The sequence below is a fragment of the Variovorax sp. YR566 genome (assembly GCF_051992195.1).
Lineage (GTDB): Bacteria > Pseudomonadota > Gammaproteobacteria > Burkholderiales > Burkholderiaceae_C > Variovorax.
The window spans coordinates 5905825-5922508 of the sequence record NZ_CP197092.1 but is presented as its reverse complement, the minus strand read 5'-3'; the positions used below and the strand labels follow the sequence as shown (position 1 = coordinate 5922508).

Genomic DNA, 16684 nt, shown 5'->3' with positions numbered 1-16684 from the left:
TATCGATGGGGAGGGCGGCGCCCGGTCAGCGGCCCTTGAAGACCGGCAGGCGCTTCTCGCGCCAGGCACGGCCGCCCTCGGCCAGGTCTTCGGAAGCGACGGTGCGCTGCACTTCGCGCTGGATCGAAGCGGCGTCGGCACTGCCGCGCGCAATCTGGTTCAGGTGCTTCTTCATGCCGAGCAGCGCCAGCGGCGCCATGCCGGCGAGCGTGGTGCGCAGGCGCAGTACTTCGGCGTCGAGCGCCTGTGCGTCGTCGACCAGTTGCGTGAGAAAGCCGCAGTCGCGCATGGCGGGACCGTCGAGCTTTTCGGCGGTCAAAAAGAGCCGCTTGGCCGTGTCCAGCCCGAGCCGCGACACATAGCGCTCCATGCCGCTCTGGTAGTAGTGCAGGCCGAGCCGGGCGGCGGGCATGAATGTCTCGGCGCCGCGCACGCCCACGCGGAAGTCGCAGGCCAGCACCAGGTCGGTGGCGCCGCCGAAGACGCCGCCATGCACCGCCGCGATGGTGACGGCGCGGCAGTTTTCGAGCGCATCGACCATGTCGCCGAAGCTGCGCCCCTCGGTCTGGCTGCTGGAGGCCACCTCTGATATATCGTAGCCGCTGCAAAAGTACTTGCCCTCGGACCGGAGGACCAGCACCAGCACTTCAGGTGAGCGATTCACCGTCTCCACGAGGCGAACCAGCTCGGGCAGGTCCTCCGGCACGAGCTTGTTCGCGGCCTGCGGGCGGCGCAGCGTCAGGAAGGCGACCGGGCCTTCGATGTGGAGTGTTGGGAGCATTGATGTACCAAATGACTGAATTGATATATCTGTAAGGTTAGCTAATATCGCGATTCCCATGCAACCCGCGAAAACCCTCGACACCCCCAGCCTGCAGGACCAGATCCGTGGCCGGCTCGAAAAAGACATCCAGCAAGGCACGCTGTCGCCCGGCATGCCCATCGACGAAAAGGCGCTGGCGCTGAGCTTCAACACCTCGCGCACGCCGGTGCGCGAGGCGCTGCTGCTGCTGAGTGCGCGCGGCCTGGTCGACATCGTTCCGCGCACCGGCATCTACGTGCGCCAGCTGCGGGCGAACGAACTGGTCGCGATGATGGAAGCGCTGGGCGAGCTTGAAGGCGTGCTGGCGCGGCTGGCGGCGTTGCGCATCGGCCCGGCGTTGCGCGACGAGTTGCTGCGCGCGCTGGCCGGCACCGCCGCGCAGGCGGAGGCGAACGACGCGGAGGCCTACCAGCAGGCCAACGCCGTGCTGCACGACGTGATCTACCGTGCCAGCGGCAATCCGTTCATCGTCGAGCAGGCGCAGACGGTGCGCCTGCGCATCGCGGCTTACAGGGGGCGGATGTTCGAGAAACCCGGGCGCCTGGCCGCTTCACAGCGGGAGCACGAACGGGTGGTGGAGTGGATCCTGAAGGGCCACGCGGACAACGCCGCGGAGGCGATGCGCGACCACATCTCGGTGGGCGGCAAGGTGTTTGCCGACCTCGTGCTGAACAACAAGTTCGGCTAGCCCGGCCAGTCGCCCGGCCGGACCTGTTTTTCTTTTTCTTCTTCTCTTTCAGCGAACGCGCATGCCCGGCGTCGCGCCCGGCCACGGCTCGAGCACATGGATGCCCGGGTGGGCCTTTTCGTCGCCATGGCTCGCAGCCAGAACCATGCCTTCGCTGACGCCGAACTTCATCTTGCGCGGCGCGAGGTTGGCGACCAGCACCGTGAGCTTGCCCACGAGCTGCTCGGGCTGGTAGGCCGATGCGATGCCGCTGAACACGTTGCGGGTCTTTCCCTCGCCCGCGTCGAGCGTCAGGCGCAGCAGCTTGGTCGAGCCCTCGACCTTCTCGCAGGCCACGATCTTCGCGATGCGCAGGTCGATCTTCGCGAAGTCGTCGATGGTGATGGTGGGCGCGATGGCTTCGCCGCCCGGCAGCGCTTCTTCCGCCGCGGCTGCAACCGGTGCGGGCTCGGGCGCGTCGAACAGCTTGTCGACCAGCTTGGCATCGGCACGCTGCATCAGGTGCTTGTACTCGCCGATGGCGTGGCCCGCGGGCAGTGACTGCGCCGCGTCCGTCCAGACCAGCGGCGAAATCTTCAGGAAGGCTTCGACGTTCACAGCCAGCGCCGGCAGCACCGGCTTCAGGTACAGCGTGAGCAGGCGGAAGGCCTCGATGCACACGGTGCACACGTCGTGCAGCCGCGCCTCGGCGCCTTCCTTCTTGGCCAGTTCCCAGGGCTTGTTCTGGTCGACGTATTCGTTCACCTTGTCGGCCAGCGCCATCACCTCGCGCAGCGCGCGGGCGTAGTCGCGGCCGTCGTACAGAGAGTGCAGCTGCGGCGCTGCATCGCGCAGCGCGAACAGCAGTGCATCGCCGTCGGCCGACACCTCGCCCAGCTTGCCGCCGAAGCGCTTGCCGATGAAGCCAGCGGCGCGGCTCGCGATGTTGATGTACTTGCCCACGAGGTCGCTGTTGACGCGCGCGACGAAGTCCTCGGGATTGAAGTCGATGTCCTCGTTGCGGCCGTTGAGCTTGGCGGCGATGTAGTAGCGCAGCCATTCGGGATCGAGTCCGATCGACAGGTACTTGAGCGGGTCGATGCCGGTGCCGCGGCTCTTGCTCATCTTCTCGCCGCTCACCGTGAGGTGGCCGTGCACGTAGACGGCGTCGGGCGCCTTGCGGCCGCTGAAGTGCAGCATCGCGGGCCAGAACAACGTGTGGAAGGTGATGATGTCCTTGCCGATGAAGTGCACCTGCTCCAGGTCGGGGTCGGCCATGTACTCGGTGTACGAGATGCCGTCGCCGCCGAGTTCGATGCAGCGCTTGTCGAGCAGGTTCTTCAGCGAAGCCAGGTAGCCCACGGGCGCATCGAGCCACACGTAGAAGTACTTGCCCGGCGCATCGGGAATCTCGATGCCGAAGTAGGGCGCGTCGCGGCTGATGTCCCAGTCGCCGAGGCCGCCCTTGCCTTCGTCGTCCTTGTAGAGCCATTCGCGGATCTTGTTCTGCACCTCGGGCTGCACGTGGCCCGCGGCGGCGGTCCATTCCTTCAGGTAGGCCTCGCAGCGTGGGTCGGAGAGCTTGAAGAAGAAGTGCTCCGAGCTGCGCAGTTCGGGCTTTGCACCCGACAGGGCCGAGTAGGGGTTGATCAGCTCGGTGGGCGCGTACACGGCGCCGCACACCTCGCAGTTGTCGCCGTACTGGTCCTTCGAATGGCAGTTGGGGCACTCGCCCTTGATGAAGCGGTCGGCCAGGAACATGCCCTTTGCGGGGTCGTAGAACTGCTCGACGCTCTTGGTGGCAATCAGGCCGTTGGCGCGCAGGTCGCGGTAGATGTCCTGCGCCAGCTGGTGGTTCTCGGGCGCATCGGTCGAGTGCCAGTTGTCGAAGGAGATGTAGTAGCCGTCGAGATACGGCTTGCGGCCCGCGGCGATCTCGGCCACGAAGGCCTGCGGCGTCACGCCGGCCTTGTCGGCCGCGATGGTGATGGCCGCGCCGTGCGCGTCGTCGGCACAGACGAAGTTGACGTCGGCGCCATTCATTCGCTGGTTCCGCACCCAGATGTCGGCCTGGATGTACTCCATCATGTGGCCGATATGGAACTTGCCGTTGGCATACGGCAGGGCGGTGGTGACGAAGAGCTTGCGCGGGGCGGACATCGGGAAGGGCGCTTTCGGGAGTGGCTGACTGGACTGACTGACGGGAACCGGGCATTTTAGGTGGCGGCGTCCCGGGAGGTGTTCGATGGCAGCATCGACCCCATGACGCATGCCATCGAACTCGCCGCCTACATCGCCGGATTCACCGGTTCGCCCCTGGCGCCATGAGCTGCCTCGCTGCCCTGGGAACTGCCGCCGCGCGCCCCTGAAATCGTGCGCCGGTTACTGGCCGGGCTGCCCGCCGGCGACTACGTCGTCGAGGGCGAAGTCGCCGTTCACCGCAGCGCCCGGGTCGAGCCGGGCGCGGTGCTCAAGGGTCCGTTGATCCTCGGGGCGGACTGTTTCGTGGCCGCCGGCGCCTACCTGCGCGGCGGCAACTGGGTCGACGCCCGCTGCACCATCGGGCCGAGCGTGGAGCTGAAATCGTCCTTCGTGTTCGAGGGCACGGCGCTCGCGCACTTCAACTTCGTCGGCGACTCGGTGATCGGCGCGGGCGTCAACATGGAAGCCGGCAGCATCATCTGCAACCACCGCAACGAGCGTGCCTACAAGCAGATCCTCGTGCGAAGCGGCGAGGGCGGCTCGCTGCAGGGCACGGGCTGCGACAAGTTCGGTGCGCTCGTCGGAGATGGGGCGCGCATCGGCGCCAATGCGGTGATCGCGCCCGGTGCCCTGCTTGTGCCGGGCCGCGTCGTGGACCGCATGACGCTGGTGGACGAGGAATTGCCCGGCCGATAAAGTCGAGGCGACAAACAGGGAGGAAGAAGACCATGTCTGACGATCGCTTTGCCCCACCGACCGCGGAAGTGCTGATGCCTGTCGTCGCGCCGCAAGTGCCAGATGCCATACGCAAGAAGATCCGTCTTGCCTGGGGCGCCGGCCTGGTTTCGGCGGCGGTGACGCTCATCTTCGTTCTGATCGCGGTTTCGGGGACGAGCCTGCTCGGCTTCGGTCTCGCGCAACTGCTGGACGTCGCGGTGATCCTGGGGCTGTCCTTCGGGATCTACAGGAAGAGCCGTGTTTGCGCGGTACTGATGCTGCTCTACTTCATCTATTCCAAGTTCCTGATGATGCGCATCGGCGGTATCAGCGGTGGCAACGTGTTCACTTCGCTGCTCTTCCTCTATTTCTACGTACAGGGCGTCATCGGCACCTTCGCGTACCACAAACACCTCAAGCAGAAGGTGCCTTGAGCGTGGGGGCGCTCGGCACTGTCTCGCGCGCGACGTATGCTCCAGCCCCCGATACAGAAAGCGAGACGCAGCCGATGACCACCCTCTCCATTCCCGCAACCCTGATCCCCGGCGACGGCATCGGCCCCGAAATCGTCGACGCCACGCTGGCCGCGCTCGATGCACTGAAGGCACCCTTCACCTGGGACACGCAGATCGCCGGCCTGGGCGGCGTCAAGGCGTCGGGCGATCCGCTGCCGCAAGCCACGCTGGACAGCATCCGCCGCACCCGACTGGCCCTGAAGGGCCCGCTCGAAACCCCGTCGGGCGGCGGCTACCGCTCGTCGAACGTGCGGCTGCGCGAGGAATTCCAGCTGTACGCCAACCTGCGCCCCGCGCGCACCATCATCCCCGGCGGCCGCTTCGACAAGATCGACCTGGTGGTCGTGCGCGAGAACCTCGAAGGCCTCTACATCGGCCACGAGCATTACGTGCCCATCGACGGCGACCCGCACGCCGTGGCCATGGCCACCGGCATCAACACCCGCCAGGGCAGCCGCCGCCTGCTCGAATACGCCTTCGAGACGGCAGTGGCCACGGGCCGCAAGAAGGTCACGATCGTGCACAAGGCCAACATCATGAAGGCGCTCACGGGCATCTTCCTGGAGACCGGCCTGGACCTCTACGAGAAGAAGTACAAGGGCAAGTTCGAGCTCGACACGGTCATCATCGACGCCTGCGCGATGAAGCTGGTGCTCAACCCCTGGCAGTTCGACATGCTGGTCACCACCAACCTGTTCGGCGACATCCTGTCCGACCTCGTGGCCGGCCTGGTCGGCGGCCTGGGCATGGCGCCCGGCGCCAACATCGGCGCCGACGCCGCGATCTTCGAGGCGGTGCACGGCTCCGCGCCCGACATCGCCGGCAAGGGCATCGCCAACCCCACCGCACTGCTGCTGGCGGCCGCGCTGATGCTCGACCATGTGAAGCTGCCCGAACTGGCCATGCGCCTGCGCACGGCCATCGACGAGACGCTGAACATCGACAATGTGCGCACGGGCGACCTCGGCGGCACGGCGGGCACGGCGGCGTTCACGAAGGCGCTGGTCAGCCGCATCAACGGCGGTTGACCGGAGCGGGGCTCGCGGGCGCTGCATGAGAAGGCTTCTGCTGCTCCTGGGGGCTCTGCTGTTCGCAGGCTTCGCTGCGGCTGACCCGCGCTTCACCGTGGTGAAGGTCGACCTGCGTACCGAGCGGCTCGAACTGTTCCTGCGCGACGACGCGGGCGTGCCGTTCAAGCGTTTCGACCGGCTCGATGCCTGGCTGAAGGAGCGTCACCGCCAACTGGGCTTCGCGGTGAACGCCGGCATGTACCACGAGGATTTTTCCCCGGTCGGCCTGCTGGTGCGCAATGGCCGCGAAGAGGCACCGCTCAACCTGGCCGACGGTGCCGGCAATTTCTTCCTCAAGCCCAACGGCGTATTCCTTGTGTCGGACATGGGGCCGCGCGTGGTCGAGTCGTCGGAATACCCGGCGCTGGCGCAGGGCGTACGCCTCGCCACGCAGTCGGGCCCGCTGCTGCTGCGCCGCGGCGTTGTGCACCCCGCTTTCATTCCCCATTCCGATTCGCGCAAGATCCGCAACGGCGTCGGTGTGATCGGTCACACGGCGATCTTCGTCATCAGCGAGACGCCGGTGAATTTCTACGAGTTCGCGCTCTACTTCCGCGATGTGCTCCACTGCCGGGACGCGCTGTATCTCGACGGCACGGTTTCGGCACTGCATTCGACGGCGCTGCACAGAAGCGACTTCGTGCGGGAGCTGGGGCCTATCCTTGGCGTCGCGTCGCCCTGAGTGCGGCGCCTGCCTGCCTTCTGCGTTTCATCATCGATCCCCGAGCCATGTCCACCACACCGCTGCCCGTTCTGTCCCTTCTCGAAACCCGTGTCCTCGGCGTGCTGGCCGAAAAGCAGCGCACCGTGCCCGACAGCTATCCGCTCACGCTCAATTCGCTGGTGTCGGGCTGCAACCAGAAGACCAGCCGCAACCCCGTGCTCGAACTCGCCGAGTCGCAGGTGCAGGCCGCCATCGACAGCCTGAAGGGCTACAGCCTCGTCGCGGAAACCAGCGGCGGGCGCGCCTTCCGCTACGAGCACAACATCGACCGCGTGCTGCGCATCCCGTCGCAATCGGTCATCCTGCTCACCGTGCTGATGCTGCGCGGGCCGCAGACGGCGGGCGAATTGCGCATCGCCTGCGACCGCATGCACAACTTCGCCGACATCTCGTCGGTCGAAGGCTTTTTGAATGAGCTCGCTGAACGACAGGCCGGTGCGCTGGTGGTGAAGCTGGCGCGCTTGCCCGGTGCGCGCGAGAGCCGTTGGGCGCATCTGCTGAGCGGTGCGCCGGCGGAAGAGGTGGCTGGGCCCTCCGATGTGCCTTATGCCGCGCACGACGTGTCGCTGGGCGAGGTCGCGGCGCTGAAAGCCAATGTGGCGCGGCTCGAAGCCGAGGTGGCGTCGTTGAAGGCGCTGCTGGGGCGCGTGTGTTCGGAGCTGGGGATTTCCGAAGAGGGCTGATCGCACCACTTCACGCGGGCTTCACGCGGCCCGCACATTCGGTGTCTAACTTCGGCCCCCATTGCACACATCAATGGAGCACCGGCCATGGACAACGGACCCATCGGACACACCGCAGCGTGGCGCGACCACATGCCCTTCGACGACATCACCCGGCGCGCACTCGCGTGTCTTGCCCTCCTGGCGGGCGTCGCGAGCCTCTACGCGTTTTTCTGGTGGGCCGCGTCAGCCACCGGCTTCTTCTTTTTCGAGGGCTATCGCCATACCTGGGAGGGCCTGGGCACGGCACTCGCGTTCCGGGACATGGACACGGCGTATTACCTGCTGAGCTGGGTCTTCTCTGTGTTCGGCGGGCTGTTGGGCTGGGCCGCGCTGATCGGGTTTGCCGTGACGCATCGGCGTGGCTGGGATGCGGTCTCGCGCTGGATCAAGATCGGCTGCGCGGTCGGCGCGGCGGCTGGGCTGGCGTTCGAGCCCGGCCGGCTGCTGGCGCTGGGGCCCATCGTCTGCGTGATGGCGCTGCTGTTGCGGTCGATGCTGATGCCGGCAAGGATTGCGATCAGCCCGAGGCAACAGGTACATCAAGGCTGAGCTTCACCGCATCCATCGTGACCAGCGTGCGAAAGCGCTTCACGTTGTTGCTCTGGAAGAAAAGCTGCCGCGTCAGCGCCGTGTATTGCGCCATGTCGCGCACCACGAAGACGAGGATGAAGTCCCACTCGCCCGTCACGTAGTAGCACTGCTGTACCTGCGGGCAGTCCCTGAAGCTCTGCTTCATTGCGTCGAGCAGTTCGATCTGCTCGCTCTCCGTTTCCACCTCCGCCACGATGGTCAGCGGGTGGCCCAGCGCGGCGGGCGACAGCACCGCGCCGTAGCGCTGGATCACGCCCTCGTCGCGCATGCGCTTGAGCCGCCGGTTGACGGCCGCGGTCGACAGGTGCACGCGCTCGCCCAGTTCGCTCTGCGGCATGCGGCTGTCCGCCTGGATCAGCTCCAGCAGGCGAAGGTCGAGGGTGTCGAGCGGTGTCATGAAGTGGGAAGTGACGCAAAAACGTTGCGTCGAAGGCGATGATTTTGCGCGCCCATACCGCCGCATTGTCAATAGCATCTCGTCATGAACCTCACCGATGCACCCCTGCGCGAAACGCTCACCGGCTGGCGGCGGCAACTGCACGCCATTCCCGAAACCGGCTTCGAGGAAGCGAAAACCTCGGCCTTCGTCACCCGGGTGCTGAGGGCGCTGGGCCTCGAGGTGCATACCGGCATCGGCGGCACCGGCCTCGTGGCCAACCTGAAGGTGGGCAGCGGCAAGGGCGTGATCGGCCTGCGCGCCGAGATGGACGCGCTCAACATCACCGAGCTGCCCACCGACCGCGCCTACGCTTCTGGCACGCCCGGCAAGATGCACGCCTGCGGCCACGACGGCCACATGTCGATCATCCTCGGCGCGGCGCAGCTGCTGCGCGAGCGGCAGGATTTCGACGGCACCGTGCGCTTCATCTTCCAGCCGGCAGAGGAGCACGGCCGCGGCGCGAAGGCGATGATGGACGACGGCCTGTTCGATCGCTTTCCGGTCGACGAGATCTACGGCCTGCACAACATGCCCGGCATGCGCGCCGGCACCATCGCCACGCGCACGGGCGGCCTCATGGCGAGCGAAGACAACTTCGTGATCCACGTGAAGGGCCGCGGCACGCATGCCGCGCGGCCGCACATGGGCATTGACCCGATCGTCATCGGTGCGCAGATCGTGCTGGCGTTGCAGAGCATCGTTTCGCGCACGCTCGACCCGGGTGCGCAGGCGGTGGTTTCGTGCACCGAGTTCATCACCGACGGCATCCGCAATGCGATTCCGTCGAACGTGGTGATCAAGGGCGACACGCGCAGCTACGACCCGGCGGTGCAGCAGATGCTGGCCAAGCGCATGCGCGAGATCAGCGAGGGCATCTGCCGCATGCATGGTGCCGAATGCGAATTCAGCTACACGCACGAGTTCGCGCCCACCGTGAACTGGGCCGAATGCGTGCCAACGGCGGTTGCCGCCGCCGCGGCCATCGTGGGCGCGGAGAACGTCGATGCCAACGTGGCGCCGATGATGATTTCGGAAGACTTCGGCGCGTTCCTGAAAGTCGTGCCCGGCGCCTTCGTGTTCCTGGGCAACGGCGCCGAAGGCGAGCCGGGCGGCACGCCGCTGCACAACGGCAGCTACGACTTCAACGACGAGGTGCTCGCAACGGGCGCCCGCTATTTCGCGGAGATCGTCCGCCTGCGCCTTCCGCGGCACAACGAAACAAGAGACTGACCGGCATGCTGTTCACCAACCCCCAGGCGCGGCGTAGCGCTTATGACGAATCGTTGAGCGAGGTGATGAACATCGCGCGCGGCCAGGAGAGCCGGCAGTGGCTGTCGCACTGGAACCGGCTCGCGCCGCACCCCACGCCGGCATGGCCGCTGCCCCGGCTGGCGGCGCAGCTGGGCATCGGCCAGGTGATCGTCAAGGACGAATCCAAGCGCTCGGCGCTCGGCAGCTTCAAGGTGCTGGGCGCGCCCATTGCGCTGCTGCGGCTCGTGCTGCGCCGATGGCCCGACCGCGGATGGACGCCCGCGGAGCTTCTGGCGGGCAGGCATGCAGCGGCGCTGCGCGACTTCGTAGTCGTCAGCGCCACCGACGGCAATCACGGCCGCGCGCTCGCTGCGGCCGCTCAAAGCATTGGCTGCCGCTGCGTCATCGTGCTGCATGCCCAGGTCAGCGAGGAGCGCGAAACGCCGATTGCCGCGCTCGGCGCGGAGATCGTGCGCATCGCCGGCAACTACGACGAGTCGGTAGAAGAAGCCGCGCGCCTTGCCCGCGTCAACGGCTGGGAGGTGGTCTCGGACACCTCCTACGACGGCTACGAAGAGGTGCCGCGCGATGTGATGCAGGGCTACGGCATCCTGGCCGACGAGCTGCTCGAAGACGTTGCCGCCGGCGCACCGTGCCCGTTCACCCACGTCATCGTGCAGGGCGGCGTGGGCGGGCTGGCCGCAGGCGTCGTCAGCCATTTCTGGGAGCGCTACGGTGCGGCGCGGCCGACCTTCATCGTGGTGGAGCCCGAGCAGGCCGACTGCCTGCTGCAAAGCGCGCGCAGCGGCCGGCCCGATCGCGCAACGGGCTCGGTCGATTCGGTGATGGCGGGGCTGGCCTGCGGCGAAACCTCGCCGCTCGCATGGCGCTTTCTTCAACCGGCCGTCGACCTGTTCATGACCGTGACCGACGCGCAGGCCGAGCAGGCGATGCGCACGCTCGCGAGCGGCGAGGCGGGCGACGTGCCCGTGCTGAGCGGTGAATCCGGCGCGGCCGGCCTGGCGGCGCTGCAGGTGCTGGCAGGCGACCCCGCGGCCCGAGATACCTCGGGATTGGGCCCCGATGCACGCGTGCTGCTGATTAGCACCGAAGGCGCGACCGCGCCCGGTGTGTACCGCGCATTGACGGGGCGATCAGGCGAGGAGGTCGTCGCGGCGCAGCGGCAGTGGATGGCGCGCGAGGGCATGGTCGAGCAGGCCGCCACCTGAGCGGCTGGACCCCTCAGGCCACGTTCCAGCCGAAAAAGCGCAGCACCTCGTCGCGCTGCTTCATCGCATCGGCGCGCCCCAGCGCCATCAGCTCGCGCGTGTAGCCCGACTCGAACAGCAGGTAGCTCGCGAGCGCGCCGCCCTTCACATCGGCCGCCACCTTCGAGCCGCCCAGCAGATGCCGCACCGCGCCGGGCAGGGCCTCGACGTGGCGCGCCGCGATCACGTCGAGGCGCTCCGACGGCGAGATCACCAGCAGGTCGAGCGGGCGCAGCGCGCTCGCCGCGCGCGCCTCTTCGGGAATCAGCCCCAGCGTGTGGTTGATGCGGCGCAGCCGCTCGATGTCCACCGCCAGCGCATCGAGAAAAATGCTCGACAGCGCATGGCCCGCAATCTGCGCCATCGTCGGATAGCCGCTGTGGGTGTTGGGCGCATCGGCGTCGCGCGGCTCGTGCATGCGGCCCGCGCCGATCACCACGATGCGTTGCGCGCCCAGGTGAATGGCCGCCGCGATGGGCGCCGACTGGCGCATCGAGCCGTCGCCGAAGTACTCGGTGTGGCCCTGCATCGGCAAGGCCGTGGCCGGAAACACGAAGGGAATGGCCGACGACGCCAGCAGGTGGGTGTGCGTGATGCGGTCGCGCACCGACAGGCGCTGCGAGCGCACCCATGGCTCCATCGGCACGGCCGCCTCGAAGAAAGTGACGTGCTCGCCCGAGCTGTAGCTCGACGCGGTCACGGCCAGTGCCTGCAGGTGGCCTTCCTTCATGAGCTGCGGCAGCCGGTCGAACGGCACCATGCGTTGCAGCAGCTCGGCCAGCGGCGTGTTGTCGAGCAGCGACTTCGGCTTGATGCGCATCCAGTTGGCCGCGAAGCGCCCGAGCCCGAGCAGCATGCGCCAGCGCGCGCCGCTGCCAATCACCGAAAGCGAATCGGCGCGGTACACCTGTTCGGCGCGGAACTGGCCCCAGACCTCGGCGATGTGTGCCACCACGTGGTCGAAGTTGTCGCAGCCGCAGGCCAGCACGGCTGCGTTGATGGCTCCGGCCGAGGTGCCGGTGATGACCTGAAAGGGGTTGCCCGTGCCGGCGGCAGGGCCGACAGAGCGCCGGATCTCGGCAATGGCCTCCAGCACGCCCACCTGGTAGGCAGCCCGGGCGCCGCCCCCGGTGAGCAGGAGGCCGGTGGCGACGGGGCTTGTCTCTGGCATTTTTGGTTATTGGGAGGCTGTTCGATGCTGGCTCGGAGAGCGCACTAGACTACCCGCCATTCAGGAGTTAGATCAATGGCACTCACCCCAGATGGGCTCATGGACGCGCTCAAGGCCGTCGCGGACCCTAACACCGGCAAGCAATTCGTGGCGACCCGGTCGCTCAAGAACCTCCAGGTCTCGGAGGGCGACGTCTCGTTCGACCTCGAACTCGGCTACCCGGCGAAGAGCCAGCACGCGGCCATCCGCAAGGCGCTGGTGGCTGCCGCCAAGGCGGTGCCGGGCGTGGAGAACGTGTCGGTCAACATCGTCACCAAGGTCATCAGCCATGCGGTGCAGCGCGGCGTGCAGCTGATGCCCAACGTCAAGAACATCATCGCGGTGGCCTCGGGCAAGGGCGGCGTGGGCAAGAGCACCACGGCGGCCAACCTGGCGCTGGCGCTGGCGTCCGAGGGCGCCACGGTCGGCCTGCTCGACGCCGACATCTACGGCCCGAGCCAGCCCATGATGATGGGCATCGAAGGCCGCCCCGACAGCGCCGACGGCAAGACCATGGAGCCCATGGAGCGCCACGGTGTGCAGGTGATGTCCATCGGCTTCCTGGTCGACCAGGACCAGGCCATGATCTGGCGCGGCCCCATGGCCACGCAGGCGCTGGAGCAACTGCTGCGCCAGACCAACTGGAAAGACCTCGACTACCTCATCGTCGACATGCCCCCGGGCACCGGCGACATCCAGCTCACGCTGAGCCAGCGCGTGCCGATGACGGGCGCGGTGATCGTCACCACGCCGCAGGACATCGCGCTGCTCGACGCCAAGAAGGGCATCAAGATGTTCGAGAAGGTCGGCGTGCCGATCCTGGGCATCGTCGAGAACATGGCGGTGCACATCTGCTCGAACTGCGGCCATGCCGAACACATCTTCGGCGCGGACGGCGGCAAGAAGATGGCGGCTGAATATCAGATGGAATACCTCGGCGCGCTGCCGCTGGACATCAAGATCCGTCTGCAGGCCGACAGTGGGGCGCCTACTGTGGTGTCCGATCCTGAAGGGGAAGTGGCAGGCATCTACAAGGCGGTTGCACGTCGAGTGGCCGTCGGCATTGCGGAGAAGGCCAAGGACTTTTCGGCGAAGTTTCCGACGATCTCGATCAGCAAGAACACCTGAGGAACGGCGTCTCGATGAACCTGCTCGCCTCGATGCGCTACTTGGTAGCGCTGAACGAGCACAAGCACTTCGGCCGCGCGGCGCAGGCCTGCCACATCACGCAGCCTGCGCTGTCGAATGCACTGCGTGCGCTGGAAACCGAGTTCGGCGTCGTCATCGTCAAGCGTGCCCGCGTGTATGTCGGCCTCACGCACGAAGGCGAACGAGTGCTCGCCACGGCGCAACGCATGCTGCGCGACAACGAAGTGCTGCTGCAGGAACTGCGCAGCGACGTGGACAACCCGCACGGCCGCCTGCGCATGGCCGCAGTGCCCACGGCGATACCGATGCTCTCGCGCTTTGCGGCCATGCTGCAGCAGCGGCACCCGGGCATCGTGCCTGCCGTGCTGTCGATGAGTTCGCAGGACCTGGAGACGGGGCTCGAAAGCCTGTCGATCGACCTCGCGCTGGGCTACACCGAGCGCATGCACCTGCCCGGCATCAAGCTCACGGCCTGGCCACAGAGCATCGAGCACTACTTCCTGCTGCGCCGCGCTAAAAAGGCCTCGACCGATGAACTGCGCATCGGCGAGCCCATCTCGTGGGCCGAGGCGGGCAAGCTGCCGCTGTGCCTGCTCACGTCCGACATGCACAACCGCGCCATCGTCGACCAGGCGCTGCGCGAAGCCGGCGTGCCTGTGATGCCCGCCATCGAGACCAATTCGGTGCTCGCGCTGGCGCTGGCGGTGAGCGCGGGCACGGTCAACAGCGTGCTGCCCGGCGGCATGGTCGCGGCCGTGCGAAGCCATCGTGAGCTGGAAGCGCTGCCGCTGATGGCGCCGGACGTGCGTACGCCCATCGGCTTCATGACGCAGGACGGGGTGCGCGCCTCGCGCGCGCTCGAAGCGGCGCTGGCTTTCCTGCAGACGCCCGAGTGGCAGGAGCAGTTGCAGCAGCACAGCAGTGCGCTCGGCGAATGACGGGAACCAAAGGCCTAATCATTTAGTTATTGAATCAGGCCATGCCCTGATCGAATTTGACGGAGATTTAACCGTTAGCTCACACTCCGCGACCCGGATTAGCAATAACTTACACATCCGGCGAACAAGGAGAAATATGGCAGGTTCATCTGCAGGCGTTCTCGATGGAGAACGCGTCGTTGGGGGAGGGGCGCAGACGCAACCCGGCTTCCTGGAAAAAGAACGCATCATCGCGGGCCCCGGCTTCAATCGCTGGCTGGTTCCGCCGGCTGCATTGGCCATTCATCTGTGCATTGGCATGGCGTACGGCTTCTCGGTGTTCTGGCTGCCGCTGTCGAAGGCGCTCGGCACTGCCGGCACCGGCGCACAAGCTTGCGCCAAGGACATGAGCTTCTTCGCCGAGCTCTTCGCCACCAATTGCGACTGGCGCGTGGCCACGCTCGGCTGGATGTACACCCTGTTCTTCGTCTTCCTCGGCTGCTCGGCGGCCCTGTGGGGCGGCTGGCTCGAACGCGCGGGCCCGCGCAAGGCCGGCGTGGTGTCGGCGCTGTGCTGGTGCGGCGGCATGCTGCTGTCGGCGGTGGGCATCCACCTGCACCAGTTCTGGCTGATGATCCTCGGCTCGGGCGTGATCGGCGGCATCGGCCTGGGGCTGGGCTACATCTCGCCGGTGAGCACGCTGATCAAGTGGTTCCCCGACCGCCGCGGCATGGCGACCGGCATGGCCATCATGGGCTTCGGCGGCGGCGCGATGATCGGCTCGCCGCTGGCGGTCGACCTGATGAAGCGCTTCAGCACCGCCACCGACGTGGGCGTGATGCAGACCTTCGTGGTCATGGCGCTGGGCTACTTCGTGTTCATGATGGCCGGCGCATTGGGCTACCGCGTGCCGCCCTCGGGCTGGAAGCCCGAAGGCTGGACGCCGCCCCCGGCACAGACCACCAACACCATGATCACGCAGCGTCACGTGCACGTGAAAAAGGTCTGGGGCATTCCGCAGTTCTGGCTCGTGTGGCTGGTGCTGTGCATGAACGTGAGCGCCGGCATCGGCGTGATCGGCATGGCCTCGCCCATGCTGCAGGAAGTGTTCGGCGGCGCGCTGATCGACCTGCCGGCCAAGTACGGCCAGCTCGACAAGACCCAGCTCGCGGCCATCGCAGTGGTGGCGGGCGGCTTCACGGCGCTGCTGTCGCTGTTCAACATCGGCGGGCGCTTCGTGTGGGCCAGCCTGTCGGACAAGCTGGGCCGCAAGCTCACCTACACGGTGTTCTTCGTGCTCGGCGGCATCCTGTACGCGAGCATTCCCTCGTCGGCCGGCGCGGGCAGCAAGCTGCTGTTCGTGGGTGCCTGCTGCGTGATCGTGTCGATGTACGGCGGCGGCTTCGCCACGGTGCCGGCGTATCTTGCCGACCTGTTCGGCACGCAGTTCGTGGGCGCCATCCACGGCCGCCTGCTCACGGCGTGGGCCACGGCCGGCATCCTCGGCCCGGTGGTCGTGAACTACATGCGCGAATACCAGCTGGGCCTGGGCCTGCCGCGCGAGCAGGTCTACAACCAGACCATGTACATCCTTGTGGGCATGCTGGTGATCGGCTTCATCGCCAACCTGCTGGTGCGTCCGGTGGCCGACAAGCACTTCATGACCGACGACGAACTGGCCGTCGAGAAGAAGCTGGCACACGAGAAGGCCTCGGCGGCCGAAGTGGGCAGCGGCTCGGGCCGTGCCGATACGGTGAGCCCGGCGGTGGTGGCGCTGGCCTGGGTGGCGGTGGGTATTCCGCTGGCCTGCGGCGTCTACAAGACCCTGATCAGCGCGGCCAAGTTCTTCGGCTGATCCTCCCAGCGATCAGCGGCCCAAGGGCTGTGCGGCGAACACTTCGATCGCCGCCAGCCGGGCCACCGAACGGCCCGGCTTCACGTCGCCGGCCATCACCAGCCGAGCCATGCCGTTGCGACCCAGCGGCGTGCCGTTCAGGCTGTAGGCAACCAGCGCCATGCGGTTGCCGGATTCGGGTGCGATCTCCGCGAGCGAGACCACCACGCGGTAGCCGTCGCTGCCGACCACCACCGCATACATCGAGAGCACCGGGTTGCGCACCGCGGTGTCCGGCTTGAGGCCGACCGACGCATCGTTCAGCAGGGTCCACAGGCTCACGCCGGTGTAGGTGTTGCTGCCGACAGTCAGCGTGACGGCGGGCTGAGCCTGCAGGGCTGCGAGGTCGAAGGTGGCGCGCTTGCCGACGGCACCTGAGACAGTGAAGGAGGGCAAGATGCCTTCGTTGGTGGTGGCCGTAGCGTGCGGCGTCATGGCGCCTGTCTGTGGGCTGCCGCCGGCACAACCTGCGAGCACGGTCAACAGGGACAACAGGAACAGGGTGCGGTCTTTCACTGGAAC

The 16684-nt window shown here is 66.9% G+C and carries 17 protein-coding genes; 12 read left to right on the top strand and 5 right to left on the bottom strand.

Annotated elements, in window-relative coordinates; all coding sequences use genetic code 11:
* Positions 1 to 25: 25 nt before the first annotated feature.
* Entirely contained in the window at positions 26 to 781 is a 756-nt protein-coding gene (locus ACTG4X_RS27590) for an enoyl-CoA hydratase/isomerase family protein (RefSeq protein WP_440532438.1), read from the bottom strand.
* 58 nt (positions 782 to 839) lie between these two features.
* On the opposite strand from ACTG4X_RS27590, the gene ACTG4X_RS27585 reads away from it, so the two are divergent.
* Positions 840 to 1511, top strand: a complete 672-nt coding sequence (locus ACTG4X_RS27585) for a GntR family transcriptional regulator (RefSeq protein ID WP_093058031.1) — start codon at positions 840 to 842, stop codon at positions 1509 to 1511.
* Positions 1512 to 1559: 48 nt separating this feature from the next.
* Here ACTG4X_RS27585 and metG read toward each other — a convergent pair whose 3' ends face one another.
* Entirely contained in the window at positions 1560 to 3650 is a 2091-nt protein-coding gene (metG, locus tag ACTG4X_RS27580) for a methionine--tRNA ligase (protein WP_440532437.1), read from the bottom strand.
* Between the two features lie 213 nt (positions 3651 to 3863).
* Between metG and ACTG4X_RS27575 the strand changes: the two genes are divergently transcribed.
* From ACTG4X_RS27575 to ACTG4X_RS27550, 6 genes are all read left to right on the top strand, one after another.
* Entirely contained in the window at positions 3864 to 4388 is a 525-nt protein-coding gene (locus tag ACTG4X_RS27575; protein ID WP_440532436.1) for an LpxA family transferase, read from the top strand.
* A gap of 32 nt (positions 4389 to 4420) precedes the next feature.
* On the top strand, positions 4421 to 4843 hold the full coding sequence (locus tag ACTG4X_RS27570; RefSeq protein ID WP_093077415.1) for a hypothetical protein: 423 nt from the start codon (positions 4421 to 4423) through the stop codon (positions 4841 to 4843).
* Between the two features lie 74 nt (positions 4844 to 4917).
* The gene (locus ACTG4X_RS27565; protein ID WP_440532435.1) at positions 4918 to 5952 is read left to right on the top strand and encodes an isocitrate/isopropylmalate dehydrogenase family protein; all 1035 of its coding nucleotides are present in this window, start codon (positions 4918 to 4920) and stop codon (positions 5950 to 5952) included.
* Positions 5953 to 5977: 25 nt separating this feature from the next.
* Positions 5978 to 6676 carry a phosphodiester glycosidase family protein gene (locus tag ACTG4X_RS27560; RefSeq protein WP_093077412.1) on the top strand — a complete coding sequence of 233 codons (699 nt, stop codon included), beginning with the start codon at positions 5978 to 5980 and terminating at the stop codon, positions 6674 to 6676.
* A 47-nt stretch (positions 6677 to 6723) separates the two neighbouring features.
* A complete protein-coding gene (locus ACTG4X_RS27555) occupies positions 6724 to 7401 on the top strand; it encodes a YceH family protein (protein ID WP_440532434.1) in 678 nt (225 codons plus the stop codon).
* An 87-nt stretch (positions 7402 to 7488) separates the two neighbouring features.
* A complete protein-coding gene (locus tag ACTG4X_RS27550) occupies positions 7489 to 7992 on the top strand; it encodes a hypothetical protein (RefSeq protein WP_097198228.1) in 504 nt (167 codons plus the stop codon).
* Here ACTG4X_RS27550 and ACTG4X_RS27545 read toward each other — a convergent pair.
* Positions 7961 to 8431 carry an Lrp/AsnC family transcriptional regulator gene (locus tag ACTG4X_RS27545; RefSeq protein WP_093077408.1) on the bottom strand — a complete coding sequence of 157 codons (471 nt, stop codon included), beginning with the start codon at positions 8429 to 8431 and terminating at the stop codon, positions 7961 to 7963. The two genes, ACTG4X_RS27550 and ACTG4X_RS27545, sit on opposite strands and share 32 nt — an antisense overlap.
* Positions 8432 to 8515: 84 nt before the next feature.
* Between ACTG4X_RS27545 and ACTG4X_RS27540 the strand changes: the two genes are divergently transcribed.
* Positions 8516 to 9703 carry a M20 aminoacylase family protein gene (locus ACTG4X_RS27540; protein WP_440532433.1) on the top strand — a complete coding sequence of 396 codons (1188 nt, stop codon included), beginning with the start codon at positions 8516 to 8518 and terminating at the stop codon, positions 9701 to 9703.
* Positions 9704 to 9708: 5 nt separating this feature from the next.
* Positions 9709 to 10953, top strand: a complete 1245-nt coding sequence (locus tag ACTG4X_RS27535) for a diaminopropionate ammonia-lyase (RefSeq protein ID WP_440532432.1) — start codon at positions 9709 to 9711, stop codon at positions 10951 to 10953.
* A gap of 13 nt (positions 10954 to 10966) precedes the next feature.
* Here the strand turns inward: ACTG4X_RS27535 and ACTG4X_RS27530 are convergent, their stop codons facing one another.
* Entirely contained in the window at positions 10967 to 12163 is a 1197-nt protein-coding gene (locus ACTG4X_RS27530; protein ID WP_440532431.1) for a patatin-like phospholipase family protein, read from the bottom strand.
* Between the two features lie 75 nt (positions 12164 to 12238).
* On the opposite strand from ACTG4X_RS27530, the gene apbC reads away from it, so the two are divergent.
* From apbC to ACTG4X_RS27515, 3 genes are all read left to right on the top strand, one after another.
* Positions 12239 to 13330: an iron-sulfur cluster carrier protein ApbC gene (gene apbC / locus ACTG4X_RS27525; RefSeq protein WP_440532430.1), complete on the top strand. Its 1092-nt coding sequence runs from the start codon at positions 12239 to 12241 to the stop codon at positions 13328 to 13330.
* A 14-nt stretch (positions 13331 to 13344) separates the two neighbouring features.
* Entirely contained in the window at positions 13345 to 14289 is a 945-nt protein-coding gene (locus ACTG4X_RS27520) for a LysR family transcriptional regulator (protein WP_440532429.1), read from the top strand.
* 136 nt (positions 14290 to 14425) lie between these two features.
* The gene (locus ACTG4X_RS27515; RefSeq protein WP_440532428.1) at positions 14426 to 16123 is read left to right on the top strand and encodes an OFA family MFS transporter; all 1698 of its coding nucleotides are present in this window, start codon (positions 14426 to 14428) and stop codon (positions 16121 to 16123) included.
* 12 nt (positions 16124 to 16135) lie between these two features.
* Here ACTG4X_RS27515 and ACTG4X_RS27510 read toward each other — a convergent pair whose 3' ends face one another.
* Positions 16136 to 16678: a hypothetical protein gene (locus tag ACTG4X_RS27510; protein ID WP_440532427.1), complete on the bottom strand. Its 543-nt coding sequence runs from the start codon at positions 16676 to 16678 to the stop codon at positions 16136 to 16138.
* Positions 16679 to 16684: the final 6 nt, after the last annotated feature.

Excerpts from the sequence above, each read along its gene's own strand:
- ACTG4X_RS27590 (WP_440532438.1), bottom strand. The coding sequence starts at position 781 with ATGCTCCCAACACTCCACATCGAAGGCCCGGTCGCCTTCCTGACGCTG.
- ACTG4X_RS27585 (WP_093058031.1), top strand. The coding sequence starts at position 840 with ATGCAACCCGCGAAAACCCTCGACACCCCCAGCCTGCAGGACCAGATC.
- metG (WP_440532437.1), bottom strand. The coding sequence starts at position 3,650 with ATGTCCGCCCCGCGCAAGCTCTTCGTCACCACCGCCCTGCCGTATGCC.
- ACTG4X_RS27570 (WP_093077415.1), top strand. The coding sequence starts at position 4,421 with ATGTCTGACGATCGCTTTGCCCCACCGACCGCGGAAGTGCTGATGCCT.
- ACTG4X_RS27565 (WP_440532435.1), top strand. The coding sequence starts at position 4,918 with ATGACCACCCTCTCCATTCCCGCAACCCTGATCCCCGGCGACGGCATC.
- ACTG4X_RS27560 (WP_093077412.1), top strand. The coding sequence starts at position 5,978 with ATGAGAAGGCTTCTGCTGCTCCTGGGGGCTCTGCTGTTCGCAGGCTTC.
- ACTG4X_RS27555 (WP_440532434.1), top strand. The coding sequence starts at position 6,724 with ATGTCCACCACACCGCTGCCCGTTCTGTCCCTTCTCGAAACCCGTGTC.
- ACTG4X_RS27550 (WP_097198228.1), top strand. The coding sequence starts at position 7,489 with ATGGACAACGGACCCATCGGACACACCGCAGCGTGGCGCGACCACATG.
- ACTG4X_RS27545 (WP_093077408.1), bottom strand. The coding sequence starts at position 8,431 with ATGACACCGCTCGACACCCTCGACCTTCGCCTGCTGGAGCTGATCCAG.
- ACTG4X_RS27540 (WP_440532433.1), top strand. The coding sequence starts at position 8,516 with ATGAACCTCACCGATGCACCCCTGCGCGAAACGCTCACCGGCTGGCGG.
- ACTG4X_RS27535 (WP_440532432.1), top strand. The coding sequence starts at position 9,709 with ATGCTGTTCACCAACCCCCAGGCGCGGCGTAGCGCTTATGACGAATCG.
- ACTG4X_RS27530 (WP_440532431.1), bottom strand. The coding sequence starts at position 12,163 with ATGCCAGAGACAAGCCCCGTCGCCACCGGCCTCCTGCTCACCGGGGGC.
- apbC (WP_440532430.1), top strand. The coding sequence starts at position 12,239 with ATGGCACTCACCCCAGATGGGCTCATGGACGCGCTCAAGGCCGTCGCG.
- ACTG4X_RS27520 (WP_440532429.1), top strand. The coding sequence starts at position 13,345 with ATGAACCTGCTCGCCTCGATGCGCTACTTGGTAGCGCTGAACGAGCAC.
- ACTG4X_RS27515 (WP_440532428.1), top strand. The coding sequence starts at position 14,426 with ATGGCAGGTTCATCTGCAGGCGTTCTCGATGGAGAACGCGTCGTTGGG.